The 26,916-nt window shown below is 39.0% G+C and carries 24 protein-coding genes; 18 read left to right on the top strand and 6 right to left on the bottom strand.

The window, feature by feature from the left end:
* Positions 1-146: 146 nt before the first annotated feature.
* The 3 genes from IGJ53_RS11590 (at position 147) to IGJ53_RS11580 (ending at position 3,601) form a co-directional block, all read left to right on the top strand.
* A complete protein-coding gene (locus IGJ53_RS11590) occupies positions 147-1,148 on the top strand; it encodes a glycoside hydrolase family 43 protein (protein WP_002374797.1) in 1,002 nt (333 codons plus the stop codon).
* 17 nt (positions 1,149-1,165) lie between these two features.
* Positions 1,166-2,404 carry an oligosaccharide MFS transporter gene (locus tag IGJ53_RS11585; RefSeq protein ID WP_010732931.1) on the top strand — a complete coding sequence of 413 codons (1,239 nt, stop codon included), beginning with the start codon at positions 1,166-1,168 and terminating at the stop codon, positions 2,402-2,404.
* A gap of 117 nt (positions 2,405-2,521) precedes the next feature.
* Positions 2,522-3,601 carry a GntR family transcriptional regulator gene (locus tag IGJ53_RS11580; protein ID WP_259742163.1) on the top strand — a complete coding sequence of 360 codons (1,080 nt, stop codon included), beginning with the start codon at positions 2,522-2,524 and terminating at the stop codon, positions 3,599-3,601.
* A gap of 58 nt (positions 3,602-3,659) precedes the next feature.
* On the opposite strand, the gene IGJ53_RS11575 is transcribed toward IGJ53_RS11580, so the two are convergent.
* Positions 3,660-5,060: a sugar porter family MFS transporter gene (locus IGJ53_RS11575; protein WP_259742162.1), complete on the bottom strand. Its 1,401-nt coding sequence runs from the start codon at positions 5,058-5,060 to the stop codon at positions 3,660-3,662.
* Positions 5,061-5,277: 217 nt separating this feature from the next.
* Between IGJ53_RS11575 and IGJ53_RS11570 the strand changes: the two genes are divergently transcribed.
* The 4 genes from IGJ53_RS11570 (at position 5,278) to IGJ53_RS11555 (ending at position 10,502) form a co-directional block, all read left to right on the top strand.
* Positions 5,278-6,939 (top strand): xylulokinase, encoded by a 1,662-nt coding sequence (locus IGJ53_RS11570; protein WP_259742161.1) that lies wholly within the window; start codon positions 5,278-5,280, stop codon positions 6,937-6,939.
* The gene (locus IGJ53_RS11565) at positions 6,896-7,594 is read left to right on the top strand and encodes an L-ribulose-5-phosphate 4-epimerase (protein ID WP_010732935.1); all 699 of its coding nucleotides are present in this window, start codon (positions 6,896-6,898) and stop codon (positions 7,592-7,594) included. Before IGJ53_RS11570 ends, IGJ53_RS11565 begins: the two co-directional genes overlap by 44 nt.
* 15 nt (positions 7,595-7,609) lie before the next feature.
* On the top strand, positions 7,610-9,034 hold the full coding sequence (araA, locus tag IGJ53_RS11560) for an L-arabinose isomerase (RefSeq protein WP_438750259.1): 1,425 nt from the start codon (positions 7,610-7,612) through the stop codon (positions 9,032-9,034).
* Between the two features lie 307 nt (positions 9,035-9,341).
* On the top strand, positions 9,342-10,502 hold the full coding sequence (locus IGJ53_RS11555) for an NAD(P)-dependent oxidoreductase (RefSeq protein WP_010732937.1): 1,161 nt from the start codon (positions 9,342-9,344) through the stop codon (positions 10,500-10,502).
* Here IGJ53_RS11555 and IGJ53_RS11550 read toward each other — a convergent pair.
* Positions 10,479-10,619, bottom strand: a complete 141-nt coding sequence (locus tag IGJ53_RS11550) for a hypothetical protein (RefSeq protein ID WP_002321042.1) — start codon at positions 10,617-10,619, stop codon at positions 10,479-10,481. The genes IGJ53_RS11555 and IGJ53_RS11550 overlap by 24 nt on opposite strands.
* Between IGJ53_RS11550 and IGJ53_RS11545 the strand changes: the two genes are divergently transcribed.
* Positions 10,620-12,479, top strand: coding sequence for an LTA synthase family protein (locus tag IGJ53_RS11545; RefSeq protein WP_438750256.1), 1,860 nt, complete (start codon positions 10,620-10,622; stop codon positions 12,477-12,479).
* Positions 12,480-12,588: 109 nt separating this feature from the next.
* Entirely contained in the window at positions 12,589-13,023 is a 435-nt protein-coding gene (locus IGJ53_RS11540; protein WP_438750254.1) for a hypothetical protein, read from the top strand.
* Positions 13,024-13,279: 256 nt separating this feature from the next.
* Here IGJ53_RS11540 and IGJ53_RS11535 read toward each other — a convergent pair whose 3' ends face one another.
* Positions 13,280-13,441 (bottom strand): hypothetical protein, encoded by a 162-nt coding sequence (locus IGJ53_RS11535; protein WP_002310079.1) that lies wholly within the window; start codon positions 13,439-13,441, stop codon positions 13,280-13,282.
* Positions 13,442-13,459: 18 nt separating this feature from the next.
* A complete protein-coding gene (locus tag IGJ53_RS11530; protein ID WP_259742159.1) occupies positions 13,460-14,482 on the bottom strand; it encodes a lactonase family protein in 1,023 nt (340 codons plus the stop codon).
* Positions 14,483-14,609: 127 nt separating this feature from the next.
* Here IGJ53_RS11530 and IGJ53_RS11525 point away from each other — a divergent pair, with 127 nt between their 5' ends.
* Together IGJ53_RS11525 and IGJ53_RS11520 are read left to right on the top strand one after the other, a co-directional pair.
* Complete coding sequence (locus IGJ53_RS11525; RefSeq protein WP_002291472.1) at positions 14,610-14,963, top strand: PTS glucitol/sorbitol transporter subunit IIA; 354 nt, start codon at positions 14,610-14,612, stop codon at positions 14,961-14,963.
* Between the two features lie 11 nt (positions 14,964-14,974).
* The gene (locus IGJ53_RS11520) at positions 14,975-16,141 is read left to right on the top strand and encodes an AI-2E family transporter (RefSeq protein WP_002291475.1); all 1,167 of its coding nucleotides are present in this window, start codon (positions 14,975-14,977) and stop codon (positions 16,139-16,141) included.
* 88 nt (positions 16,142-16,229) lie between these two features.
* Here IGJ53_RS11520 and IGJ53_RS11515 read toward each other — a convergent pair whose 3' ends face one another.
* Together IGJ53_RS11515 and IGJ53_RS11510 are read right to left on the bottom strand one after the other, a co-directional pair.
* Positions 16,230-16,850: an NAD(P)H-dependent oxidoreductase gene (locus tag IGJ53_RS11515; RefSeq protein WP_010732941.1), complete on the bottom strand. Its 621-nt coding sequence runs from the start codon at positions 16,848-16,850 to the stop codon at positions 16,230-16,232.
* A 190-nt stretch (positions 16,851-17,040) separates the two neighbouring features.
* Complete coding sequence (locus IGJ53_RS11510; protein ID WP_002291478.1) at positions 17,041-17,337, bottom strand: rhodanese-like domain-containing protein; 297 nt, start codon at positions 17,335-17,337, stop codon at positions 17,041-17,043.
* A gap of 203 nt (positions 17,338-17,540) precedes the next feature.
* Between IGJ53_RS11510 and IGJ53_RS11505 the strand changes: the two genes are divergently transcribed.
* From IGJ53_RS11505 to IGJ53_RS11475, 7 genes are all read left to right on the top strand, one after another.
* Complete coding sequence (locus tag IGJ53_RS11505; RefSeq protein WP_002374782.1) at positions 17,541-18,191, top strand: TetR/AcrR family transcriptional regulator; 651 nt, start codon at positions 17,541-17,543, stop codon at positions 18,189-18,191.
* Positions 18,192-18,206: 15 nt separating this feature from the next.
* Positions 18,207-19,934 (top strand): ABC transporter ATP-binding protein, encoded by a 1,728-nt coding sequence (locus IGJ53_RS11500; protein ID WP_010732942.1) that lies wholly within the window; start codon positions 18,207-18,209, stop codon positions 19,932-19,934.
* Positions 19,931-21,823 (top strand): ABC transporter ATP-binding protein, encoded by a 1,893-nt coding sequence (locus tag IGJ53_RS11495; RefSeq protein WP_010732943.1) that lies wholly within the window; start codon positions 19,931-19,933, stop codon positions 21,821-21,823. Before IGJ53_RS11500 ends, IGJ53_RS11495 begins: the two co-directional genes overlap by 4 nt.
* A 204-nt stretch (positions 21,824-22,027) precedes the next feature.
* Complete coding sequence (locus tag IGJ53_RS11490; protein ID WP_002374774.1) at positions 22,028-22,897, top strand: VOC family protein; 870 nt, start codon at positions 22,028-22,030, stop codon at positions 22,895-22,897.
* A gap of 207 nt (positions 22,898-23,104) precedes the next feature.
* Positions 23,105-24,130 carry a serine hydrolase domain-containing protein gene (locus IGJ53_RS11485; protein ID WP_010732945.1) on the top strand — a complete coding sequence of 342 codons (1,026 nt, stop codon included), beginning with the start codon at positions 23,105-23,107 and terminating at the stop codon, positions 24,128-24,130.
* A 38-nt stretch (positions 24,131-24,168) separates the two neighbouring features.
* A complete protein-coding gene (gene manA, locus IGJ53_RS11480) occupies positions 24,169-25,119 on the top strand; it encodes a mannose-6-phosphate isomerase, class I (RefSeq protein WP_010732946.1) in 951 nt (316 codons plus the stop codon).
* Positions 25,120-25,211: 92 nt separating this feature from the next.
* Positions 25,212-26,915: a PTS transporter subunit EIIC gene (locus IGJ53_RS11475; RefSeq protein ID WP_149558071.1), complete on the top strand. Its 1,704-nt coding sequence runs from the start codon at positions 25,212-25,214 to the stop codon at positions 26,913-26,915.
* The last annotated feature ends 1 nt before the right edge of the window (position 26,916 follow it).

The raw sequence follows: 26,916 nt of genomic DNA, 5'->3' as shown, positions 1-26,916 counted from the left end.
TCAATCGTTTTATAAATTACGGCTTTTATTATTAATGTTTATATTAATTATATCTAATTTTTATTTTTTAATTAACAAAAATATTATTGACAACGCTTTCTTTAAGAGGTAACATTCATTTATAAATTAATTAAGGAGGAGACACAATGACAGTTGAAGTACAAGAAGAAGTAAAAATCAAAGAGATGAATGAGAATTATCAAAAGCCGTTGATTATTCAAAGGGCAGATCCATTTATCTATAAACATGAGGACGGATATTATTATTTCATTGCTTCTGTGCCTTCATACGATCGTATTGAATTACGCCGTTCAAGAACGATTGCTGGTCTAGCTTATGCAACACCACGTACAATCTGGCGAAAACATGAGACGGGCGAGATGAGCAAACTAATCTGGGCTCCAGAGATTCATTATATTGCTGGAAAATGGTATATCTATTTTGCTGCAACGCATACAGAAGAGATTATTGATGGATTGTTCACTCATCGAATGTATTGTTTAGAGTGTGAAGCGCAAGATCCGATGGTAGACGAAAATTGGCACGAAAAGGGTCAAGTGGTGTCGCACTTAGATACTTTTTGTTTAGATGCCACAGTGTTTGAACAGAATAATCATTTATATTATGTTTGGGCACAAAAAGACAATGCTATTGAAGGAAATTCTAATTTATATATAGCAGAAATGACTAATCCGTGGACATTGAAAACAGAACCAGTTATGCTGACAAAACCAGAATTTGAGTGGGAATGTAAGGGCTTTAAAGTAAATGAGGGACCTGCAGTATTGATGCGGAATGGAAAAATTTTCATCACTTATTCTGCAAGCGCTACCGACGAAAATTATTGTATGGGAATGATTTATGCTGATTTGGAATCTGACTTATTGAAAAGAGAAAATTGGACAAAAGTGACAGAACCTGTTTTCCAGAGCGACCTTTCTACACAACAATACGGACCTGGACATAATTCTTTTACTATTGCAGAAGATGGAGAAACAGATATTCTGGTTTATCACTGTCGGGACTATACGGAGATCAAAGGTGATCCGCTATACGACCCGAACAGACACACAAAAGTACAAGCTTTTGGTTGGGGTAACGATGGTTTCCCAATTTTTGGCAAGCCGCTTCCATATTTGAATGACTAAGAGAAAGAGGGAGAATCATGAAAAACGAATCGAATCATTTTTGGAGCTTTGCGGGCACCCATTTTACGTATTTCTTTATCTGGGCAACAGTTTTCGGATTTTTGTCGTTATGGCTGCAGCAAGTAGCAGATCTTGACGGAACGCAAGCAGGTATCATCTTTTCGTTCATGGCATTCGTTTCTTTGTTTTACCAGCCGATATTTGGGATATTATCGGATAAATTAGCATTCAAAAAGAATCTATTGATAACTATCACGATAGCTGGAATGTTCATTGGCCCATTTTTCCAATGGCTCTTTATTCCTCTTTTATCAATCAATACTTTTTTTGGAGCGATCATCGGCAGTATTTATCTAGCTTTTGTTTTAAATGGTGGCGTAGGAGTAGTTGAGACTTACGTTGAACGGGCAAGTTTAGTGAATAAATTCGAATACGGACATTCACGTTTAGGCGGTTCGATTGCTGGCGCTCTTGCGGCATTCGTAGGCGGAATTATCTTTACGCAAAATCCTAATTCTATTTTTTGGCTTTGCTCATTTATGGCGACAATCTTGACTGGATTAGTGATTTTTGGAGATAAAGTAAATCTTAAAAGCAGTGAAGTACCAGTAGAGGAAAAAAATGAAGTGACCAGAAAAGAGATTTTCACTTTGTTTAAAAATAAAAACTTTTGGCTCTTGTGTCTATTCTTTGTTGGGACAGCCGCTATCTATGATGTAGTAGATCAGCAATTTGCTATCTACTATCGGACTTTTTTCCATGAGGTATCTCAGGGAACAATCATCTACAGTCGATTGCTTTCAATCCAAGTAGCTTTGGAAGCGATGATCATGATCCCAATGCCGAGTCTTATCAATAAAATCGGTGCGAAAAAAGGGATGATCCTGTTTGGCTGTTTGATTTTTATAAGAGTGATGCTTAGTGCATTGGCTCCCAACTGGATCGTATTGTCAGGTGCTCGATTGATTGCAGCCGTAGAAATGCCACTGCTTCTTGTTTCCGTTATGAAATATATTTCTGGCGCATTCGATTGGCGATTGTCAGCAACTGTATATCTTCTAGGGTTTAATTTCTCCAAGCAAATCTCAGTTTTTGCATTCTCTACTATTGCTGGAAAAATGTATGACAGCATAGGATTTAAAGAAACATATATTTTTCTAGCAGTATTGGTGCTCATAGTGACGGTTGTTGGTGCGATTGGACTAAAGAATCCAGATAAAAGAATAACACCGGTTGGTTTAGAAAAAGGAATATAGTTTCCTAAAAACAGGAGAAAGAAATAATCAGAAAGAGACAACTGGATATTTCCAAGTTGTCTCTTTCTTGTGTATAATGGATACATATGTACGTACAAATAAAAAGGGGCAAGGCAAATGGCAAAATATCAAGACATTGCAGATGAGATAAAACAAAAGATCCTTCATGAGGAATACGAAGTAAATACAACCATTCCTTCAGAATTCAAGCTGCAAGAAATATATGACGTCAGCAGACATACGATTCGGCAAGCAATCGCTGTGTTGGTAAATGAGGGCTATCTGCGTAAAGAAAAAGGGTCGGGCACATATGTAGATGACAGCTATAAGAAAGAAAAAACACCATTGGACAGAACAAAAACGATCGGTGTCATCACCACATATCTCTCTGATTATATTTTTCCGTCGATTATTCGAGGAATCGAAAATGAATTACGAGAATCTGGGTATTCATTGCTTTTAGCCAGTACGAATAACGATCACGAATTGGAGAAAGAGTGTTTGAAGAAAATGATTGCTTATGGGGTAGATGGTTTGATCGTTGAGCCTACGAAAAGTAATCAGTATAACCCAAACTTAGCACTTTATGTTGCTTTGAGAGAACAAGGTATTCCGATGGTGATGATCAATGCTGCTTATGAAGAGTTAAATGCCTCTTATATTTGTTTAGATGATGTGAAAGTCGGTTTTATGGCAGCGGAATATTTGATAAAAAAAGGACATCAGCGTCTGTTGTTCATCACAAAAATCGACGATCTTCAAGGAAAATACAGGATGAAAGGTTTTATCAGCGCGTGTGAACAGTATAATGTGCGTTTTTTGACGGAAGATATCATTACTTTCACCACAGAAACACGAGAAACAATCGCTGAAAAAACAGTACAACGGTTGAAAGAAGAACAAGCTTTAGATGGCATCATTTGCTATAACGATCAAATAGCTAGTTTATTGCTAGATAAGTTGACAGAAAATGGCTATCATATTCCAGATGACCTATCGATCGTAGGAACAGACGATTCTTCTTTAAGCCATTTAGGGAATAAAAAATTGACAACATTGACGCATCCAAAAGAAAAGTTGGGACAAGATGCCGCACGGTGGATCGTCACAACGATTGAAAAAGGACGGGCACAGCCAAATATTCTCTATGAACCTGTACTAGTTGAACGGGAAACAGTAAAAGAAAACGAAAAATAAGAGACGGGTTTTTACCGCCTCTTATTTTTTATATCGATTTGGAGCTGTCACAACATCTTTAAGAATGATGGATAGAAATACGTTTAGGATAAGTTTTTTTAGATGCACTTTGTTCGATTTCCTCTAAAGATTTCCCACGAGTTTCTGGTACGATCTCTTGAATAAATAAAACCCCTAAAAAGCAGATGATCCCAAAAATACCGAAAACGATTTCTTGAGACATAGAAGCAGTCATCACAGGAAAAAGCAAGCCGACTAGGAAAGAACCAATCCAATTAAAAGAAGAGGCTAGGCCAGATGCTCGCCCGCGGACAGCTAGCGGGAATATTTCGCCTACGATTACCCATGTCAGTGGAGCCCATGTGCAAGAATAAAAAGCGACATAAATACATAAAAACAAGAGAATCAACAACGAATTTGTATGAGCATCCAGTACAGTTCCTAAAACAGCTGGTAGGATGAAAGAAAGTCCCATCACGCTACCGCCTATTTTCAATAAAGTTCGCCGATTGAACTTGTCTGCAATAACCAAAAAGAGCAAAGAACCAGCAACTAAAATGATTCCTTGGATGATCGGCCACATCAATGCATCGCTCGCTGCATGCCCAGTCGCTTTTTCTACGATCAGCGGAATATAGTAAAAAATAGCATTAGCTCCTTGGAATTGCTGGAATACTGCTACACCAATACCGGCAATAACTAACGAACGATACTTTTCTAAAAACAAAGTATGCCAAGAAGTTACGGTTGTCTTTTCTTGTTTGACATTCAGCTGGATTTGTTCGAATTCCTGTTCAGCTTCTTTTGGTGTCCGAATATAGTTCAATACTCTTTTTGCCTCTTCCAAGCGACCAGATTGCACAAGAAAACGCGGTGACTCTGGTAGAGCTAAAACGCCGAAAAATAAAATCAGTGCAGGGACAGCAGCAAGTCCTAACATCACGCGCCAAGCCATCGTTTCAGGTAACCCTTTTAGCAAATAATCTGCAACGTAGGAAAGGAGCATGCCAGAAGCAATCATCACTTGATTGATCCCTGACAATCTTCCCCTTAGTCTAGCAGGAGCCATTTCAGACATATAAGCAGGAACTAGGGCAGATGCAGCGCCAACAGCTAAACCTAGAAGAATCCTTGCTGCAATCAGAAAATAAGAACCATTGTGAGGGGCAGATGCAGAAAGGACAGAACCAGCCATAAAAATAAGTGCAGAAAGAAGAATCATTTTTCGTCGTCCAAGCTTATCAGAAAGAAGACCAGATAAAGAGCCGCCAAGGATCGCACCTAACATGACCGAAGACGTGATCCATCCTATCAAAGAAGCTTTACCTGCCAAACCCCAATCATGCTGTAAAAAAGGTAAGGCGCCGGTCATAACACCAATATCATATCCAAATAGAATGCCGCCAAATGCGCCAAAAAAATAAATAAACGATGAGGAAACTTTTTTTTCTTTTTTCATAAGTATTCTCTCCTTCTAGAATTTCGAGAAGGCGGTTGATCAGGTTTTGTAAGCAATTTCATTTTATAACTTATGTACGTACAAAACAAGCGTTTTTTATTGTGTTCTTGTAAATAACCGCTTGACATGTACGTACAAAAGTATACAATAATCATTGTAAGCGCTACTAAAAAGACGGTTTGATCAGGTTTGACGAGAAGGAGGGAGTTAAATCATTATGAAGGAAGTAAATGCGCAAAGTATGTTAGATGTCATAGATGGTCGTACATCTTTAGGGATTGAGTTTGGATCAACTAGGATCAAAGCTGTATTGATTGATTCATCTTTTACTCCTATTGCAGCTGGTAGTTATGAGTGGGAAAACAAACTAGAAAATGGTATCTGGACCTATTCATTAGAAGATATTTGGAAAGGACTGCGCGTCAGTTACCGAAAAATGGCAGCAGAAGTATTCGAAATCTATGGCGAAAATCTTACGACGATCGGGTCGATTGGGTTTAGTGCAATGATGCACGGTTATCTAGCTTTTGATAGCAAGGAACAGTTACTAGTACCATTTCGTACTTGGCGGAATACAATCACTGAAGAAGCAGAACGAATATTAACGGAAAAATTTCAATACAATATTCCGCAGAGATGGAGTATCGCTCATTTGTATCAAGCTGTCTTGAATAAAGAAGAACATGTGAGAGAAATCGATTTTTTGACAACGCTTGCAGGATATGTTCATTGGCAGCTTACTGGTGAGAAAGTACTAGGCGTAGGAGATGCATCAGGCATGTTTCCTATCGATCCTTCAACGAAAACCTATCATCAAGAAATGAAAAATATTTTTGGTCAATTAGTCGAAAAAGAGCATGTAGCGATTGATTTGGATCACATTTTGCCTAAAGTTCTAGTAGCAGGAGAAGAAGCTGGCAAGTTGAGCGAATCAGGGGCTTATCTGATCGACCCTACGGGAAACCTGAAGCCAGGAATCCCGATTTGTCCGCCAGAAGGAGATGCAGGAACCGGTATGGTCGCTACGAACAGTGTAGCCAAACGGACAGGGAACATTTCGGCTGGTACTTCCGCCTTCGCTATGATCGTATTAGAAAAAGAACTAGAAAATGTCCATCCGGAAATCGACATGGTCACTACACCTTCAGGAGAACTAGTAGGCATGGTTCATACGAATAACTGCTCTTCGGATATCAATGCTTGGGTCAGTATTTTTGAAGAATTTACAAATTCTTTGGGTATGGAGATAAGCAGAGATAAATTATTCACGGTATTATTCAACAAAGCGCTAGAAGGCGATACGGATTGCGGGGGATTACTTTCTTATGGTTATTTTTCCGGTGAAAACATTACAGGAGTAAATGAAGGAAGGCCATTATTTGTACGTACACCAGGTAGCCGTTTTGATTTAGCGAATTTCATGCGGATCCATTTAGCCAGTGCTTTTGGTGCAATGAGAATCGGAATGGATATATTGAAATCTGAGGATGTCCAAATTGATCGTTTAGTGGGGCATGGGGGGATTTTTAAAACACCAGAAGTTGGACAGCGGATTCTAGCATCTGCTATGGAGGCACCAGTTACAGTGATGGACACAGCCGGAGAAGGTGGAGCGTGGGGAATCGCGTTATTAGCAGCCTATATGATAGATCAGCATGGGAAGTCTTTAAAAAACTTCTTGGCAGAAGACGTGTTTGGACAAGACCAGGGAGTCACCATCACACCTTCAGCAGAAGAAATAGCAGGCTATCAGATATTTATGAGACGTTACCGTGAGGGGATCGACATTGAAAAAACAGCGATTCATCAATTGCAAGAAAAAGGAGTGATAGAAAATGCTGGAACAACTGAAAGAAGAAGTGTATCAAGCAAATCTTGACTTGCCTAAACATGGACTCGTCAAATATACATGGGGAAATGTGAGCGCTTTTGATCCTGAAACACGATATTTCGTTATCAAACCTAGTGGGGTCAATTATGAAGAGATGACAGCAGACGACATGGTCGTTATGGACTTGGACAATCATATCATCGAAGGTAAACTTAATCCCTCTTCGGATACGCCTACTCATGCTGTTTTATATCGTTCATTTCCTCAAATCGGAGGAATCGTCCATACTCACTCGACATGGGCGACGATCTGGGCACAAGCAGGATTGGATGTTCCTGCGATGGGGACGACGCATGCAGATACTTTTTATGGATCGGTACCTTGTGCTCGATTTTTGACACAACAGGAAATCGACAGCGGGTACGAATATGAAACAGGAAAAGTTATCATAGAAACATTCAAAGAACGCAAAATTGATCCCTTAGCAATTCCAGGGGTACTTTTACACGGACACGGTCCATTTACTTGGGGGAAAGATGCGCAAAGTGCGGTAATGAACGCAGTCGTACTAGATGAAGTATGCAAGATGAATTTATTTACCAGACAGCTCAATTCATTTTCAGAAGAGCTGCCTCAACGGATTTTAGATAAACATTATTTACGAAAACACGGAAAAAATGCGTATTACGGACAAAACAAATAAAAGGAGTGGCTAATTATGTTGAATATTGGAGAAAAAGAATTTTGGTTTGTTGTAGGATCACAGCATTTATATGGGGAAGAAGCACTGCGAGAAGTAAAGAAACATGCACAAGAAATGGTCGATGAACTGAATGAAAATGGCCAATTGCCTTATCCTATCCGCCTTCAAGAATTAGCAGTTACTGCTGACACGATCACAAAAATCATGAAAGAGGTCAATTATCGAGAAGAAGTAGCAGGTGTGATCACTTGGATGCATACTTTCTCACCAGCAAAAATGTGGATCCGTGGGACAAAGCTTCTACAAAAACCATTGCTTCATTTAGCTACGCAATATAACGAAAGCATTCCTTGGAAAACGATCGATATGGATTTCATGAATTTAAATCAATCCGCTCATGGTGACCGCGAATATGGGTTCATCAATGCTCGATTAAATAAACAAAATAAAATCGTCGTTGGCTACTGGAAACGACCTGAGATCCAAAAAGAGATTGCTGCTTGGATGGATGTTGCAGTAGCCTATAATGAAAGTTTTGGAATAAAAGTGGCTCGTTTTGGTGACAACATGAGAAACGTGGGTGTCACAGAAGGAGACAAAGTGGAAGCACAGATTCAATTTGGTTGGACTGTTGATTATTTTGGTATCGGAGATCTTGTACAAGTAATCGATCGCGTATCAGACGAAGAAGTCGAACAATTATTTGAAGAGTACAAGGAATTGTATACCTTCGACTATGGTGATTATGAAGAAAAGACATGGGAAGAACATGTAAAAGTACAAGCTCAGCAGGAAATCGGTATTCGCCGTTTCTTAGAAGAAGGAGGCTATAACGCTTTTACGACTAATTTTGAAGACCTTTATGGAATGAAACAACTGCCTGGACTAGCTGTACAACGTTTGATGGCAGAAGGATACGGTTTTGCTGGGGAAGGCGACTGGAAAACTGCAGCGATTGATCGGTTGCTGAAAATCATGGCTCGAGGAAAAGATACAGGATTCATGGAAGATTATACTTACGAGCTAGCTAGTGGCCAAGAAGCAATCTTGGAATCCCATATGATGGAAGTAGATCCGACGCTTGCTGCGACGAAACCAAGAATCGTTGTTTCTCCTTTATCAATGGGAGATAGAGAAGATCCAGCGCGTCTTGTATTTGATGGGAAAGCAGGAGAAGGGGTAGTCGTATCGATGGCAGATTTCGGTACGCATTATAAACTGTTGATCAATGAAGTAGAAGCCTTTGAACCAACGACTGAAGCACCTAATTTACCTGTTGCACGTGTGTTATGGAAAACTAAACCGAATTTCCATGAAGGTGTTCATTCATGGATTCAGGCAGGTGGCGGTCATCATACCGTTGTCTCGCTAAATCTAACAACCGATCAAATTAAAACATGGGCAAAATTAGTTGAATTGGAAACAGTTGTTATTAGATAAAAAGAGGTTTTGAAAAAGCCGCTTAGTTTTAAGAAAAAAGAAGAGATTGACGAAAATTGCTTTTCAACTATTTTTGAAATTTTGGCTTATCATCAATGTCAGCTAACTGAACACCATTTATCAAGAAATCTCACCCACAATATTTTGCTCTCAAAAATAAGGCTTATGGCAGTAACTTGTCATGGCCTTATTTTTATCGCTAAGCCTACTCTGCTCTAACTGCTATTTTTGCTTCTAGGAAGTCAAATGGTAAACAGTTGTCTAATTGCAAAAATTTCGAGATACTTGTTAGTAAGGAGGGGGTTTTATGTATCACGTTCATTTGATTGATGCTATTCCAGAACAAGAGATAGAAAAGTTACAAGGGGAATATTTCAAAATAATAGATGATTTGCCAGCCGAAGGAATAGTCATTCGTAGTACGAAAGTGAAAGACGAATGGCTTACACCAGATTTGCTAGCAATTTCAAGAGCTGGTGTTGGGGTGAATACGATCAACGTTGAAAAAGCTTCTGAAAACGGGACGATCGTCATGAATACACCAGGTGTAAATGCTAATGCAGTAAAAGAGCTTGTTTTGTGCTGTTTGCTCTTATCTTCCCGTCCGATAATCGAAGCAAGTCGTATGGTACAAACACTAACAGGTCCTAGTATTTTAGAACAGGCAGAAAACAAAAGAAGTGCTTATGTGGGACGAGAATTGCAAGGCAAAACCATCGGTCTGCTTGGTCTTGGCGCGATAGGCACAAAAGTAGCGCTAAGTTGCTATGGCTTAGGGATGGATGTCTTGGGTTATTCTATCCGCGATGCCCAGTTGGATTATGTTCGGCAAGCAGATTTAGAAACAGTTCTTTCTGCCTCGGATTACATCGTAGTCATGCTGCCGTTGACAGAAGATACAAAAGGATTGATCAATCAGGCGAATATAGAAAAAATGAAAAAAGATGCTGTACTTATCAATGTAGGAAGAAGTGAAATTGTTGATAAATACGCTGTTATGCAAGCATTGGAAAAACAACATCTAGCCAAATACGTGACTGATTTCCCAGAAGAAGAGTTCTTAAAAAATGACCGTATACTTATGTTGCCTCATCTAGGGGGATCGACTCAGGAAGCTTTGGCAGACAGCGGACGTTTGGCAGTTGAAGCCTTAAAAGATTATCTTTTGTTCGGTACGGTTAGAGAAGCGGTCAATTATCCATCCGCACGAATGTTTTTCCAAGCGCCGTTTCGATTCACTATATTTTATCAAAAGAAAACCAATATATTAGCAGAGATATTTTCTCTGCTGAATGAGAACGAGCTAGCGATCGCAGATATATCGCGTAACCATAAGAATGAGCATGTCTACATATTGATTGACATAGACAGTACTGATTTTGAACAGCTCAATCAAGTGAAACAACAGCTAGAAAAAATTTCTGGAGTACGAAAGGTCCGCTTATTAAAGAAACCAGAAAGGCCATAAAGAAAGAGAATATTTGGATTTCATTAATTCTTCTTTCCGTTCTTTACTTTCGAATTTCGTACAACTAAAATAAGAGAAGCAACATTCTTTTATTGATAGAAATGAAGGAGCAAGCATTTGAAAAGATATATAAGCAGACTTTCGACCAAACAGAAAAAGATTTTAAAAGGAACAGTAGCAATCATCAGTATCTTTTTTCTTGTTGTTTTTAGTAATTTATTTTTGCAGTGGTGTCAAAATGATCTATCCGTAGACCTTGCGTTGAAATTTGCTTTTTCTTGGCATACGGAAAAATTCTTCTTAGCCTGTCTCGTCTTGCTGATCATTCTTATTTTTCTGATTGCACTAGCAGGATCTGTCCCTTTAGGTTCCCTTACGTATGTCGTAGCCATCGGTGTATTAGGTTTTGCAAATTATATGAAAATGAGTTATCGGCAAGAATCGATTTATCCAGACGATTTGAAGATGATCACTGAAATCGGATTGCTGAAAGATATGACCGGCACTATGCTGTTTACAGTGATTTTAGCTGCCGCAGGAACCGTGCTAGGATTGTTTTGCTGGTACATGTTTCGAAGCCTGAAAAAAGGAAGGCGATTCCAATTGATCCGATTAACGACACTGCTTGTGGCAATTGGACTGCTAGGGTATATCAGTAATTTCAACAATCCCGATAATTTGTTGCGAAAAGCATATAATAAAACGGCACTATGGATACCTTACAGTCAGAAAATGAACTACTATAACACTGGTTTTATCGGTGGGTTTTTGTACAATCTGAAGGTAGAACCAATGGATGAACCTGAAGGATATTCGAAAGCAAAGATCAAAGAAATCACTGAAAAATACCAGAAGCTAGCAGATGAAAAAAATAAAGCTGTAGAGGAAGAGTCGCCGAACATCGTGTTCGTGATGAGTGAAAGTTTCTCAGATCCTAGTCGATTAAACGGCGTAGAAGTATCTGGTGAGCCATTGGCAGATTATTATGAAGTAGCTGATCAAACATATAGTGGCAATATGCTTTCTCAAAACTATGGCGGTGGAACAGCAAATATCGAATTCGAAGCATTGACTGGTTTTTCTATGGCGTTATTTAATGCGCAACTCACCACCCCTTACACGATGCTTGTACCAAAAATGGATCAGCTTCCTTCTATCGTTTCAGCGTTAAACGCACAATCATACCAGACGACAGCGATCCATCCATACAATACTTCGATGTATAAAAGAGAGGATGTTTATCAGACATTAGGATTTGACCAGTTCATCAGCGAGCGTACGATGACCTATACGGATACGATAGAGAATAATCCATATATTTCTGATGAGTCAGCTTACAAAGAAATAATGACACTTCTCAAGGAAGAAAAAACACCTCAGTTCATTCATTTAGTCACGATGCAGACACATATGCCTTACAATGGAAAGTATGATAAACTGGACTATTCTGCAGAGATTTCAGATGGAAGTGGGACGCTTGACTTAGAGAATTATCTGCAAGATATTTCCTATAGCAGCACGGCACTGAAGCAGTTCACGGAAGAATTGAAGAATCTTTCTAGAAGGACTCTAGTTGTTTTTTGGGGGGATCATCTGCCAGGGATCTATTCAGATACCATCCAAGCCAAAAATGATAAACAAACATTACATGAAACACAATTCTTGATGTTTGACAGTAAAGGAAAATTAGAAAAGCAAACGACTCAAGATGCAATCACCAGTCCTTTTTATTTTGCAGCGAATCTAATGGAACAGACGAATCAGACAACGAATGGCTTTTATCAGCTGCTTTTATCATTAGAACAAGAACTTCCGGCGTTTGAACGAGAACTGTACTATCAAAACGGACAGTGGTATAAAGAAGCGCAATTCAATCGCTCGCAACAAGAGATTTACGACGAATATCAATTGATCCAATATGACATTGTCGCAGGGAAACAATATAGTTTAGCAGATGGTTTCTTTGAGCACGAATAAGAATGGCGAGCTGTATAGAAACCATTAAATTTTTTCAAGTACTTGTCATTTGAGGATAAAAACAAGTAGAATAAATAATAACAACAATGGAGAAAGTAGGAAAACAAACATGTTACCGAATATTGGCTATTATGTGCAGTCTATCGATCAAATCGTCAAGGAAACAGAAGCAATCGGAGAAGGAGTGCATCCGAAATATGAAGTGATCAGAAACGCAATCGATGAAGGAAAAACAAGTGAACTGGACAGATCGACCCTTGAAGAGACCGTCCAGTTATTTGAAGAAGGAACAAAAAAATATCGGGCAATGCTTAAGAAAGTCAGTACATTGCGCCCACCAGCAAAAGCAATGGGCATTCATAAAAATTTTGAAAAAGCTTATCTTTCATATGTAGCAGGCTGTGAAGAAATGATTCAAAGTATTGATCTTGAGTCAGGGGTAGATAAAGATTTATTCAATACATCTGAAGCAAAACAAGACCAAGCGACTGACCAATTGACAGCTGCCATCCAAAAAATGACTAATTTGTTATTGAAAAAATAGAAGAAAAATTTGATGACAATAAAAACTAGAGTTATCTAATATAAATGTAATATTGTCTTTATGATAGAGTGAACAAAATCCTTTATGATAAGAACATACCTATAACCAACAACCTTGTACTTACTCAAAATTGAGTAAATACTCCTTTTCCGCAGAGTCTAACCAACTCGGCGGTTTTTTTATTTATAGAAAAGGACATCAGAACAGACGAAAAAGTCTTGCGCTGATGTCCTTTTTATATAGTATGGAAGGTTGATTAGTTTTCTACATTCCGTACATATTGTTCAAAGTAGTTCTGTAAATCGGCTTTGAGTTTCTGATATTCCTCTTCGCTATACTCTTTATCTTCGATTTTCCCATCAAAGAAAGGAATATTCAGTTCTTCCCGCAGCCTGTCTAATACGTCTTGCTGATTCATTTTATTCTCCTTTTCTTGCTAACGATCAAAATAAACACAGACACATTCTGGTGCGTAGACATCTTTTTGCAATAATTCCAGTAATCCTGTTTCAGGATGACGGCGGTATAATGTCAGATTATCGGTATTCTGATTGGCACATACGACAAAACCATTGCTTGGATCTAGTGCGAAATCGCGAGGAAAATCTCCTTCTGTTGAGATGATTTGTTTATTTTGGATGTGAGAACCATCTTCGGAAACTGCGAATACGGCAATCGAGTTGTGTCCCCGATTAGAAGCATAAAGGAACTTGCCATCATTGGAAATGCGAATAGCAGCCCCTCCATTTTCACCGTCGTATTCTTCTGGCAAGGTCGATATTTTCTGTAATTCTTCAAAATCACCTGTTTCTTTATCATAAGAAAGCACTCGGACTGTGCTGTCTAATTCACCAAATAAATAGGCGAATTGTCCATTCGGATGAAAGACGAGATGGCGAGGGCCTGTTCCTGGCTCTGCAGTGAAGGTAGTGACAAGATTCAATTTGCCGTTTTCGGACACATCATAAGTATACACACGATCTGTACCAAGATCACATACGACTAATCGTTGGTCAGGAGTCAGATCCGTATAGTGGACATGCGCATGATCTTGGTTTTTATGAGGGCCTGTCGCTTCTTGATGGAATACGGAATCCGCTGCTTTCAGCTCGCCATCTCCTAATATGTGATAGACATTTACTTCGCCTTTATGGTAGTTGGCCCCATAGAGCAATTGCCGTGTTTCATCAACCGCTACATAACATAAAGGAGCCCCAGACTCTGTTACCGCATTCAAAAAACGAAAATCCTTATCGTACGCACCGGCACCACCTAATCCGTCTATACTGGTGACCGTGTAAAGATTGCCAGCTTTGCTTTTTGCTAGGTAGGTAGGGCTGTTCTCTTCAACAGCCAATGAAAGACTGGATAATTCTTCTTTTTCTGTATCAAGGTCGATCGTATAGATTCCTTTGCTTTCGCGACGCGTATAGGTTCCTAAAATTATCTTTTCGATCATATGAGCTGATTCCTCCTAATGGTAATGAAATAGTTTTCGTCTTTATTCTATCACATAATTATTCCCCAAGGCTAAAGAATGAGAATGTGTTATACTGTTTTTGAAAGCAAGTAAAGGAGAGAGTGCGATGATTCAGGCAACGATTACAGAAATTGGAACAGAAGCAATAAACAAGGAAGAACCGATGCTGATTTTGTTCGATAAAACAGCAACAGCTGCCTTGCGAAAATATTCGGTGATTCAAGAGGTGTCGAAAGACGAACCTTTTTCTTTGAAAGCAGGCGGAACGATTACTTTTGATGATCAGTCGTATACGATCGATTATGTCGGTCCGATGGCCAATGGAAATTTAGAGACGGTAGCTCACGTATCATTGATTTTTGATACCTGTCCAGAAGAAGGACAAATTGCAAACGGAATCTATCTTCATCCGCATGAACTGCCTGCTATTGGTTTGGGAAGCCAAATTATTTATAACTAACAGGAGGACTTATGGAAGGGAAAAATAAGAAGAACAGACCGGTGTCTTGGTTTTGGCGCTGGTTTTTAAATAATCAAGTGGTCACAGCTTTACTTGTTGTATTGTTAATATTGCTGATCGTCTTTTTATTTACAAAAGTTTCTTATTTGTTTGCACCGATCTGGCAATTTTTAGCAATCGTAGGACTACCTATCATTCTAGCAGGCATCTTGTATTACTTGATGAATCCGGTAGTTGATTACTTTGAGAAGCGAAAAGTACCAAGGCTCTATAGTATCATTGGGCTGTTTGTTTTGGTCGTTGCATTAATCGTATGGGGAAGCGTAGTGATCATACCTAAGATCCAAGAGCAAACAGTCAGCTTTATCAGTAACTTTCCTCAATACGTTGATACGATCGATAATAAATTGACCGAGATCTTGAGAGACCCGCTGTTCAACCAATTTCGTGAACAGTTAGAAACAGCAGGTGATAAGTTCATGAATTCAGCAGGTGATATGATCCAAGACATATCTAAGAGTACAGTTCAGAGTCTTGGGAGTTTTGTTGGTGCGGTAGCGACTATTTTAGTAGCTTTGCTGACGATGCCGTTTATCTTATTTTATTTATTGAAAGATGGTAAGCGATTAGCCCCTTATTTCGTCAAGTTTTTACCAACGCGCATGCAAAAACCGACGTTGAATGTGCTGAGTGAAATGAATAGTCAAGTTTCTTCATATATAAGAGGGCAACTAACTGTGGCTTTTGCTGTGGCAATCATGTTTATGATTGGTTTTGCGATCATTGGTTTAGAATATGCTGTCACGTTGGGGATCATTGCAGGGTTCTTGAATCTGATCCCATACTTAGGCTCATTTTTAGCAATGATTCCAGCCATCTTTTTAGCTATTGTGGCAGGTCCATTCATGATCATCAAGGTACTGATCGTTTTTGCAGTAGAACAGACAATAGAAGGACGCTTGATCTCTCCATTAGTGTTGGGAAATCAGTTAGCAATCCATCCAGTAACGATTTTATTAGTTCTGCTGACGTCAGGGAAATTGTTTGGGATCGTTGGTGTGATCTTGGGGATTCCTGTTTATGCAGCAGCTAAAGTAGTGATTACTCATGTTTTTGAATGGTACACAACGATTTCTTCTCTTTATGAAGAAAATCCGTTGAAAAAGCAGAAAGAATAACAAAAAGAGACAGAGGAAAATATCCAAAGCACAAATGTTGCTTTGAAGATTTTTCCCTCTGTCTCTTTTATATACATTTACCTCAATTTTAAAATGATTTACCTAAAGCAGCAGCTTTATCTAATGCATTTTGCATCAACTCATCTGCACGGTCAGGGTCATAATCGATTCCTTCGATGAATAGTTGATCTACTTGATCGATGCCTACAAAGTTCAAAATACCTTTTACATATTGAGAGGCAAAGTCTTGTCCGTTGTATACACCGCCATTAGATTGGATGTGCAATGCTTTTTTACCTGTCACTAATCCTTCTGGCCCGTTTTCTGTATAGCGGAACGTTTTTCCAGCTACATTGACGGTATCGAACCAAGCTTTTAATTTTGTTGGGATATTTAGATTCCATAAGGCGTTTGCGATAACGATTTTATCAGCAGCAAGGAACTGCTCAGTCAATTCATTGAAACGAGCAATTTTTTGTTGTTGACTTTCTGATAAGGAAGTGAATTCTGCACCAGCACGTAATGCTTCCCAACCTGATAATAATTCTTCATCGATTTCTGGAATATCATCGCGATAAAGTTCCAAAACAGTCACTTCATCATCTGGATGATTTTCTTTATAACTTGTTAAAAAAGACGTCAATGCCTTAACTGTACGTGATTCTTCTGCAGTTAGGGGATGACCTTTGACTACTAAAACAGATGCCATATGCTTACCTTCTCCTTTTATTGCTATGATTGTTATAACTATGACTAACAAAATCAGTTTACTCGAAAAAGAAAAGGCTATCAAGTCATATTGATAAGGTTGAAGAATAAATAACTAAAAAAAGACAGGATATAAAAGAGGCTGTGACACGATTTTTGTCACAGCCCCCTTTGAATCTAACAAGCAATGTTCAAGCAACGCTTGACTGAAGAGCTTCCATCCCACCAATGATATAAACAGCACGAAATCCGCTAGCAGTAAGTTGATCGGCTAATGCTTCTGATCGTCTGCCTGTGTAGCTTAGAATATAATAAAGTTTTTTTGGATCTAGATTTTTTAATTGTCTTGGCAAGATAGCAGCGGGGATAGAAAGCGAGTGGCTTAAGTGTTTTTTTGTGTAATCTAAAGTATTTCTTGTATCTAAAACGATGCTGTCAGCATCGAGCGGCAATTTATTGAAGTCTTGGACACTAATTGATTGGGCCATTTATCTCATCCTTTGTTTAGTATGTGGCTATTTTAATGGGCAGCTCTCATTAATTCAAATGGAAGGATTCCTCTTATCACTTTTTTAATGTATCGGATAATAATGAAAAAAACTATGCAAATGTCTTGCAAAACAGGTGGGAGGTGTTATAATGACATAGCGTCATATGACAATGTGTCATCTTAGAAGAAAGGAGGATCCATATGCCGACACAGACATTTTTCCATTTGCCGAAAGAAAAACAAAAAAGGTTAATTGAAGCGGCGAGAATCGAGTTTTCTAGAGTACCTTTGAAAGAAGCCTCGATTGCTAATATCGTCAAATTAGCGGATATCCCTAGAGGCAGTTTCTATCAGTATTTTGAAGATAAAGAGGATCTTTATTTTTATTACTTTGAGACAATGAGACGTGACAGCTCTAAAGATATGTTGCAACTAATGAAAGAATCCGATGGTGATCTATTCAAAGGATTCGAATCCTATTTTTCTAAAATGATTTATGAGATTTTGGAAGGTGAGAATGCTTCTTTTTATCGTAACTTGTTTATGAACATGGATTACCGTGCCTCAAGAAAAGTCGCTCCTCATACGAGTCGCCAAAAAACGCCTCATGATCCACATAAAGAACACAAACAAGATGCAAAAGAGTTGCTTGAATTGATTGATCGGACGAAGCTGAAAGTAAAAAATGATCATGAATTGGAATTACTGATCCAATTAGTGATGAATACTGTCTTTACAACAATTGCGCATTCGTATCGCTTATTTTCAACAACTGAAGATTACTCAGTAGAGCAAGCAATCAGTGAATTCAATTTGAAACTTTCTTGGCTGAAAAACGGAGTATATAAATAGAAAGAAGGGAACTAGATGCTAAAAATCGTAAAACGGATCTCCTTGACTTCAGCAATTGCAGCTGCAGTTTTCATGGTGATCCAAGTACTGGCAGATTTATATTTGCCGACACTTACCTCCAATATTATTGATAAAGGGGTAGCGCAAGGAGATGTCGATTATATTTGGCATACAGGTTTTGTGATGATCGGTTTTTCTTTGATCAGTATCTTAGCTGCTATTGCAAATACATTTTTTGCTACTCGAGAATCACAGAAACTGGGTAAGCAATTGCGTACGGATGTCTATAAAAAATCAGAGAGCCTGACAAAAGATGCGTTTGACAAATACGGAACGGCCTCTTTGATCACAAGAACGACCAATGATGTGACTCAAATCCAAATGGTCACACAAATGTTTTTACGTATGATGATCAATGCACCAATCACGTTGATTGGCGCAAGCATACTTGCTTATCAAAAAGATCATCAGTTGACAAAAATCTTCTTAGTCGTCATTCCAGTAATGATTATTTTGATTGGCGGAATCATGTATTTTGCTGTTCCATTATTCAAAAGCATGCAAAAGAAAACTGACCGTTTGAACTTGGTATTTCGAGAAGGGTTGACAGGTGTCAGAGTCATCCGCGCATTCGATAAAACGCGCTTTGAAGAAAATCGTTTTGATTTAGCGAATAAAGATTATACAAATACGGCAATCAAAGTTAATACGATCGTCGCATTGATGATGCCGATGATGACATTGATCATGAGCGGTACAAACGTAGCAATCACTTGGTTTGGTGGACACTACATAGCAGATATGACCTTGGAAGTCGGTAATCTGATTGCATTTATGACTTATGCGATGCAGATCTTGATCAGCTTTATGATGCTTTCCGCTATTTTTATCATGGTACCTCGTGCACAAGCTTCAGCTGACCGTATCAATGAGGTGTTGGATGAAAAAATCGGTATCCATGACCCTGAAAATCCTAAAACAGTTTCTTTTGCTGGAAAAGAAGCAACATTGGCCTTCAATCATGTCAATTATCGATATCATGGAGCAGAAAAACTTGCATTGGAAGATATTGATTTCCAAGCCAAGTCGGGCGAGATCGTCGCAATCATAGGGGGGACTGGTTCAGGTAAAACGACCTTAGTCAATTTGATCCCTCGATTATATGACATCGAATCTGGTTCGATCCAAATAAATGGAACGGACATTAGTGACATGACTCAATATAATTTGCGAGAATTAATGGGCTTTGTTCCTCAAAAAGCAGTTCTTTTCTCTGGAACGATCCGAGACAATATGCAGTATGGTAAGCCGGATGCAACAGATGAAATGATTTGGAAAGCGTTAGAAATCGCACAAGCTAAAGATTTTGTTTCAGAGATGGAAGATGGCTTAGATAGCCATGTGGAACAAGGAGGAGGAAACTTCTCCGGCGGACAAAGGCAGCGTCTAGCAATTGCACGGGCATTAGTCAAAACAGCCGACATTTATGTGTTTGATGATTCCTTCTCAGCATTGGATTTCAAAACGGATGCCAATCTTCGCCAAGCATTGAAAACGAATATGAAAGAAAGTATCACCGTTTTAGTTGCTCAACGAGTAAGTACTGTAATGGATGCAGATATGATCCTTGTGCTAGATGAAGGAAAACTGGTTGGCAAAGGAACACATGAAGAACTATTAGCAACAAACGAAACTTATCAAGAAATCGTTCATTCACAACTAAGAGAGGAGGACTTAGCATGAGTAAAACAAACACACGTCCCTCTCATGGACCAGCAGGCGGTCCAGGACATGGTGGACCTGGCAGAAATCTCGGTGTAAAAGGGGAAAAGCCTAAAAATTTCTGGGGAACGGTACGCCGATTGTTTGGCTATATGTCTAAACGTATGGTTGCGATCATCGCTGTATTTGTACTAGCAATAGCAGCCGTGATCTTCCAAATCCAAACACCAAAGGTCTTGGGGAAAGCAACCACAGAAATATTCAAAGGTGTAATGGCTGGTGCTCAACAGATGCAACAAGGGCAACAAGTAACAAAATTTCCGATAGACTTTGATAAAATTGCGCAGATCATTGCAACAGTAATCGTGATGTATTTGATCTCTGCTGTATTCAACTTTTTACAGCAGTTTATTATGACGCGTGTTTCACAGCGGACAGTTTATGAGTTGCGTCATGACTTGGAAGCCAAAATGAATCGTGTACCGATTTCCTATTATGATACACATACAAATGGCGATATCATGTCTCGAGCAATCAATGATATGGATAACATCGCGAGCACGTTGCAGCAAAATTTGACTCAATTTGTAACTAGTGCGGTCACACTGATTGGAGTCATCGTGATGATGCTTTCAATCAGCTGGCAATTGACGTTAGTCGCGTTATTGATGATTCCTTTAAGCTTGATCATCGTTATGATCGTTGCGCCAAGATCACAAGTATTTTTCGCAGATCAGCAAAAAAGTTTAGGTTTATTGAATAACCAAGTAGAAGAAACATATGGTGGTCATACGATCGTTAAAACATTCAATCATACTGAAAAAGATCAGGAAGTATTTGAAAAAGAAAATCAGAATCTGTATGCTGCTGGTTGGAAAGCTCAATTTATTTCGGCAATCATCATGCCGCTGATGAATTTCGTTAAAAATCTAGGCTATGTGTTCGTCGCTGTACTAGGCGGAGTAAAAGTTGCAAATGGGAACATGACATTAGGGGATGTTCAAGCATTCTTGCAATATACGACACAGTTCTCTCAACCAATCACTCAACTTGCAAGTTTGATGAACACTATCCAATCAACGGTTGCTTCAGCCGAACGAGTATTTGAAGTGTTGGATGAAGAAGAGATGTCCAATGAAAAATCTGGCCTTCCAGAAGAAAAAGATACACCATACAAAGTTCGTTTTGAAAATGTTCAATTCGGCTACACACCAGATAACTTGTTAATGACTGATTTCAACTTGGATGTCAAACCTGGCGAGATGGTCGCTATTGTAGGGCCAACCGGTGCAGGAAAGACGACACTGATCAACCTTCTTGAACGGTTCTACGATGTTTCTGGAGGTAGTATTCGTTACGATGGTGTAGATACTCGTGACCTTTCACGTGATGAATTGCGCGCACAGTTTTCAATGGTACTGCAAGATACGTGGCTGTTTACAGGAAGTATCTATGACAATATCAAATATGGGAACGACGATGCAACAGATGAACAAGTCATTGAAGCTGCTAAAGCCGCTCACGTAGATGATTTTGTTCGTAAATTGCCAGAAGGATATAACACTGTATTAAATGAGGATGCAAGCAATATTTCGCAAGGACAGCGTCAGCTGATCACTATTGCGCGGGCATTCTTAGCAAATCCGGATGTCCTGATCCTTGATGAAGCAACATCTAGTGTAGATACACGAACAGAAATACTAATTCAAAAAGCGATGAACCGCCTATTGGAAAACCGAACAAGTTTTGTTGTCGCTCACCGCTTGTCTACAATACGCGATGCAGACAACATTATTGTGATGAATCATGGTTCGATCGTAGAAACTGGAAACCACGATACATTGATGGAAAAAGACGGATTCTATGCAGATCTTTATAACAGTCAGTTTTCTGAAGAAGAAGCTTCATAGAAACGTACAAATTTATTATTTTTCTTTACCGCATGAAGCACATTTCAAGAAAATGAGTTTCATGTGGTTTTTTACTCATTTATTTACAAAAAACAAGTAAAATGCGAAGTTTCTCACACTTTTTTTAACAAAATCAAAGTTATTGCTTGAAAGAAGAAGAATCCATCGTTAAAATAAAGCTTGACGTAGAGGGGAGCAAGAAATATGAGAGATTTTCAATTGGGGGCTGCCACCTATTTAAAAAGTGTAGCCATTCGGGTGAAAGACCGAGATAAAATGATTGATTTTTACAAGAACGTTGTTGGCTTTGATTTGAAAAGAGAAGAAAACGAATTAGCCATTTTAGGAACAGAAGAAGCTGGAAGTGAAATGTTGCTGCTGGAAGAAAGTCCTAGAGCGAATGATCACATGGGGGAGATCAAAAAGTTGAACCGTTTCTCATTGATTATCCCTAGCACAGAAGAAATGGCAGATATTCTTTGCCGTATACGTAAAAAGAATTATCCAATCAAAGAAGCTTTAGAAGATCATGGACGTATGGGGATTTTACTCGTAGACCCCGAAGAGAATGAATTAGAAATTTACCATGAAGAGAATAAGAGTGACCAAAGAGAAGTTCCAGAGACGATGGATCAAGAAGCGTTGTTAAGAAAATCTGAAGAAAAATTCAGTAAACTATCAGCAGGATCTTATTTTGAAAAAATCCATTTAAATGTTACTGATTTAGCAAAAGAACGCCAATTTCTTAATCGTGTCCTTGGTTTGAAGGTACATAATGAAGAAGAGGGCATCCATGTATTGAATGAAGGAGATTTCCATGTTGGATTGACAGAAGCAAGTGGTGATGCCATCGATTTGCCTACAGATGAAGTGATTGGCCTTGATTTTCTGAAATTCATGATTGATACTGAAAGCATGGAAGGACTGATTGCTCACTTGCAGCAATTATCAGTCGATTTCTTCTTGGACAAAAAGCATACAGTACTCACAATCTATGATGCCATAGGAATCGAATGGTGGTTCGTCAGTGAGCCAAAAGAAAAGAATAAAACTGACATTCGATGCGACGCTTAACTTTTTCTTTCTTAACGATTGTCGCATGTCTCGTCATTTTATGAACGGTCATACTATCACTTGTTCTAGAGATAGAAAGAGCAAACAGTATACCGAATGAAACTGCGTGGTTTTCCGCGCAGTTTTTTTGTGTAAAAAGGTTGATTCCTCATAGATTAAGCTTTAAGCTTGGACTGTAAGAATCTGACAGAAAAGCAGGAGAAAAAGATGTACCCACAAACGAAACAGCTTATTTTGAAAAAAATGGAAGAAGGATTTTATCCAGGTGTAGCAGCCGCCTTCATCAAAGAAAATCAAGTAGAATCATTTACAGCTGGCTTTGCCCAAGTCGTTCCTGAAAAACAGCCGATGACAGAAGATCTGTTGTTTGATGCAGCATCACTGACGAAAGTCGTTGCAACCACTTCATTAGTTTTGCGTCTATTAGAAGATGGAAAAATAGAACTCGATCAACCACTGCATAAATATCTTTCTGAATTTGAAAATCAGACAATCACTTTGCGTCATTTACTGACACATACTTCTGATATCAAAACATGGATACCAAACAGAGATGAGCTATCTCAGGAAGAATTGATTGCCGCTTATTTGAAGCTAGAACCAGGTGAGCAACTAGGAAAAGAAGTAAAATATACAGATGCCGGAACGATTCTTCTTGGATTGATGCTGGAAAAAATTTACCAAGAAACTGCAGTGGAAATCTTTCAAGAACAAGTATTGGAACCATTAGGAATGATGAACAGCTTATTTCTTCCTTTTCCTTCCAAAAAAATCGTTCCCACAGAACAACTGCCTTCGGGTGAGATTTTGCGTGGACAAACTCATGATCCGAAAGCAAGAGTTTTAGCTGAACATGCAGGAAATGCTGGGCTCTTTATCGATTTGAACGACAGCATTACTTTTGTCCAAATGTATTTGAACAAGGGAAAAATCAGTAATGGTCGGTTTTTAGAAGAAGAAACGATTGATTCTTTGCTACAAGATCAAACTCCAGAAAAAAATGGCTATCGTTCTCTAGGGTGGGATTTAAAAAAAGATGTAGAAGACGGTCATGCGATTCTTTTTCATACTGGTTATACAGGTACGTTTTTCTTGATCGATATAAAAACACAAGAAGCGTTGATATTTTTGTCAAATCGCGTACATCCTGTCGATCATCGTGCGGAGTATCTCATATGTCGAGATGAAATTGTTGAAAACTTTTTGAAAGAGAAAGCGGTATTACAGAAATAATGCTATAATAGCTATGAAAAATGAGAGGAGTTTGAATTATGCAGGAACCTATGTTTTTAAAACCAGTTTTTCAAGAAAAAATTTGGGGAGGAAGCCGTTTACGTTCAGTCTTCGGTTTTGATATCCCTAACGATAAAATCGGAGAAGATTGGGCGATCAGCGCGCATCCTCATGGTGTCAGTGTAGTAGAAAATGGCGAATTCAAAGGGAAAAGATTAGATGAACTATGGTCAGAACACAAGGAATTGTTTGGCCATCCTTCAGAACCAGTGTTTCCATTATTGATCAAGATCTTAGATGCAGAAGATGATCTATCTGTACAAGTACATCCAGATGATGCCTATGGGATGAAACATGAAGGTGAATTAGGAAAAACTGAATGCTGGTATATCATCGATGCTGAACCTGGTGCAGAAATCATCTACGGTCATCATGCAAAGACAAGAGAAGAACTAGCTGAGATGATCAAAGATGGGCGCTGGGATGACCTTTTGAAGAAAGTACCAGTTAAAAAAGGTGATTTCTTTTATGTACCAAGCGGAACGATCCATGCTATTGGTAAAGGAATCATGATTTTAGAAACACAACAAAGCTCCGATACGACCTATCGCGTGTATGACTACGACAGAAAAGATGCGCAAGGACAAACAAGAGAGCTGCATATCCAACAATCGATCGATGTAACAACTGTCCCTGCGAAAACACCAGAATTACAAATCAAAGAAGTCCGAAAAGGGAATTCATCGATCGTCACTTATTTAGAAACTGAGTTTTTCAATGTATATGAGTGGGATATTAAAGGAATCACATCTTTCAAAAAACAAGCCCCTTATACGTTGATGACAGTGATTGAAGGAGCAGGAGACCTTGTTGTTGACGGAAAAACATATCCATTAGAAAAAGGAACAAGCTGTATCATTCCAAGTGGCGTTTCTGAGTGGACGGTCCAAGGTGAACTAGCAATCATTGCGTCTGAACCAGGCAAATAGTTCCCAGATAGCTGAAAGCGGCAGACGGTTTTCGTTTGCTGCTTTTTCTACATAAAATCCGTCTATCAATAAATAGAAGTATGGTGAAAAAGATGGAATACAAATGGAAAGCAAACGGCAGCAGTCGAGTGTTTACGAAACAACTAAGAAAAGCCGGACACCACTTGAATGAAATGATCATGCCAAACCTAAGTCTGTTTATTGCTTGGGGAATCTTGTCATTAGTAATGAAAGGTGTGTCTGGCGATTTGCATGCCACGTTGGAAAAGGTATGCCACTGGATGATTCAACTGCTGTTACCAATCTTGATCAGCTATTCAGGCGGAAAATCGGTAGGGGGACAAAAAGGGGCAGTCGCGGGTGCAATCGCTTCTTTAGGGTTGATTGCTCGTTCCGATGCCCCGCAAATCGTAGGAGCGATGATTATAGGGCCACTTGCCGGCATCTTGTATGAACAATTTGTTTCTAGATTTCATGCGAAATTCAGAGCTGGGTATGAAATGCTTGTCAGCAACTTACTAGTAGGGCTGATTGGTAGTGTTATTTGTATAATTGGAATCGTTTTTATTGAGCCAGCTTTAAATAGTTTCCACCTGTTGCTTGTCTCCGTCGTGTCTTGGCTAGTCAAAATGAATCTGTTGCCGCTTGTCAGTTTGATCCTAGAACCTCTAAAAGTATTATTTTTTAATAATGCAATCAACCATGGTGTGTTGACACCTTTAGGAATCGAATTCTCACAAGCAGTCGGACACTCTTACCTGTTTTTGATGGAGGCAAATCCGGGACCTGGTTTAGGGATCTTACTTGCTATCCTTTGTTTTGCAAAAAAACAGGAAAAAGTAAACACAAGTGGAGCGTTGATGATCCATGCGATTGGTGGGATTCACGAAATTTATTTTCCGTTTGTCTTGTTGCGTCCATCTCTGTTTTTAGCTGTAATGGTTGGTGGAGCAAGCGGCACGTTGATATTCCAATGGTTAGATGCGGGATTAGCTACTCCTGTATCGCCCGGGTCACTACTCGTGATTTTTGCCAATACGCCTTATCCGCAACTAGCTGGGGTAAGCATAGGGATAGCACTCAGTACATTTGTAAGCTTCATTTGTGCAACGCTGCTATTGAAATTACCGAAAAAAGAAAAAGGAGACAACACGGTCAAAGAAAGGGGAGAAATTTTGGAACTATCTACCATTCATTCTGTCGTTTTTGCGTGTGACTCAGGCATGGGATCAAGCGCTATGGGAGCCGCCCTGCTGAAGAAGAAATTAGCAGCGGAAAAAATTGATCTCGCTGTCGGATACAGCTCTGTCTATGAATTGAACAATCAAGTAAATCAGCTTGTTATCGTCCAACATGAATTAGCGGATCTTGCAAGAGAAAAAGTACCTCAAAGTCAAATTTTCGTATTGGATCACTTTTTGGAAACAGATATCTTGCTGTCACGAATAAAAGAAGCGATCCACGAACCAAATTGGAAAGAAAAAAAAGAGAGAGTAGAAGTAGCAGAACAGAAAAAGTCGCTCGTCAACATTGTGTTTTTGTATAAAAATAATAGACGAGGTTCACAAACCATGGGCATGGCGATTTTAAGTCAATTAGCAAAAAAAGAGAAAAAACAGTTTGTTATCTTAAAGGAACCAATCGAACAGCTCAAAATCCAAGAAGAAACGATTTATATCGCCCAAAGAGAACTAGCTGTAAATGAACAGCTAAAAGAAAAGATCCCTCAGCTAGTCCTAGTGGAACATTGGGTAGCTACGAATGAATACGAAAAACTCGTGAAGGGAGAAAAATAAG

This window comes from Enterococcus sp. DIV1283b, from assembly GCF_051710965.1.
GTDB classification, from domain to species: domain Bacteria; phylum Bacillota; class Bacilli; order Lactobacillales; family Enterococcaceae; genus Enterococcus_B; species Enterococcus_B lactis.
The sequence above is the reverse complement of the archived record's forward strand: the minus strand, read 5'-3'. Positions and strand labels throughout refer to the sequence as shown.

Coding starts and splice junctions, on each gene's coding strand:
- IGJ53_RS11590 (WP_002374797.1), top strand. CDS start 147: ATGACAGTTGAAGTACAAGAAGAAGTAAAAATCAAAGAGATGAATGAG.
- IGJ53_RS11585 (WP_010732931.1), top strand. CDS start 1,166: ATGAAAAACGAATCGAATCATTTTTGGAGCTTTGCGGGCACCCATTTT.
- IGJ53_RS11580 (WP_259742163.1), top strand. CDS start 2,522: ATGGCAAAATATCAAGACATTGCAGATGAGATAAAACAAAAGATCCTT.
- IGJ53_RS11575 (WP_259742162.1), bottom strand. CDS start 5,060: ATGAAAAAAGAAAAAAAAGTTTCCTCATCGTTTATTTATTTTTTTGGC.
- IGJ53_RS11570 (WP_259742161.1), top strand. CDS start 5,278: ATGAAGGAAGTAAATGCGCAAAGTATGTTAGATGTCATAGATGGTCGT.
- IGJ53_RS11565 (WP_010732935.1), top strand. CDS start 6,896: ATGCTGGAACAACTGAAAGAAGAAGTGTATCAAGCAAATCTTGACTTG.
- araA (WP_438750259.1), top strand. CDS start 7,610: ATGTTGAATATTGGAGAAAAAGAATTTTGGTTTGTTGTAGGATCACAG.
- IGJ53_RS11555 (WP_010732937.1), top strand. CDS start 9,342: ATGTATCACGTTCATTTGATTGATGCTATTCCAGAACAAGAGATAGAA.
- IGJ53_RS11550 (WP_002321042.1), bottom strand. CDS start 10,619: ATGCTTGCTCCTTCATTTCTATCAATAAAAGAATGTTGCTTCTCTTAT.
- IGJ53_RS11540 (WP_438750254.1), top strand. CDS start 12,589: ATGTTACCGAATATTGGCTATTATGTGCAGTCTATCGATCAAATCGTC.
- IGJ53_RS11535 (WP_002310079.1), bottom strand. CDS start 13,441: ATGAATCAGCAAGACGTATTAGACAGGCTGCGGGAAGAACTGAATATT.
- IGJ53_RS11530 (WP_259742159.1), bottom strand. CDS start 14,482: ATGATCGAAAAGATAATTTTAGGAACCTATACGCGTCGCGAAAGCAAA.
- IGJ53_RS11525 (WP_002291472.1), top strand. CDS start 14,610: ATGATTCAGGCAACGATTACAGAAATTGGAACAGAAGCAATAAACAAG.
- IGJ53_RS11520 (WP_002291475.1), top strand. CDS start 14,975: ATGGAAGGGAAAAATAAGAAGAACAGACCGGTGTCTTGGTTTTGGCGC.
- IGJ53_RS11515 (WP_010732941.1), bottom strand. CDS start 16,850: ATGGCATCTGTTTTAGTAGTCAAAGGTCATCCCCTAACTGCAGAAGAA.
- IGJ53_RS11510 (WP_002291478.1), bottom strand. CDS start 17,337: ATGGCCCAATCAATTAGTGTCCAAGACTTCAATAAATTGCCGCTCGAT.
- IGJ53_RS11505 (WP_002374782.1), top strand. CDS start 17,541: ATGCCGACACAGACATTTTTCCATTTGCCGAAAGAAAAACAAAAAAGG.
- IGJ53_RS11500 (WP_010732942.1), top strand. CDS start 18,207: ATGCTAAAAATCGTAAAACGGATCTCCTTGACTTCAGCAATTGCAGCT.
- IGJ53_RS11495 (WP_010732943.1), top strand. CDS start 19,931: ATGAGTAAAACAAACACACGTCCCTCTCATGGACCAGCAGGCGGTCCA.
- IGJ53_RS11490 (WP_002374774.1), top strand. CDS start 22,028: ATGAGAGATTTTCAATTGGGGGCTGCCACCTATTTAAAAAGTGTAGCC.
- IGJ53_RS11485 (WP_010732945.1), top strand. CDS start 23,105: ATGTACCCACAAACGAAACAGCTTATTTTGAAAAAAATGGAAGAAGGA.
- manA (WP_010732946.1), top strand. CDS start 24,169: ATGCAGGAACCTATGTTTTTAAAACCAGTTTTTCAAGAAAAAATTTGG.
- IGJ53_RS11475 (WP_149558071.1), top strand. CDS start 25,212: ATGGAATACAAATGGAAAGCAAACGGCAGCAGTCGAGTGTTTACGAAA.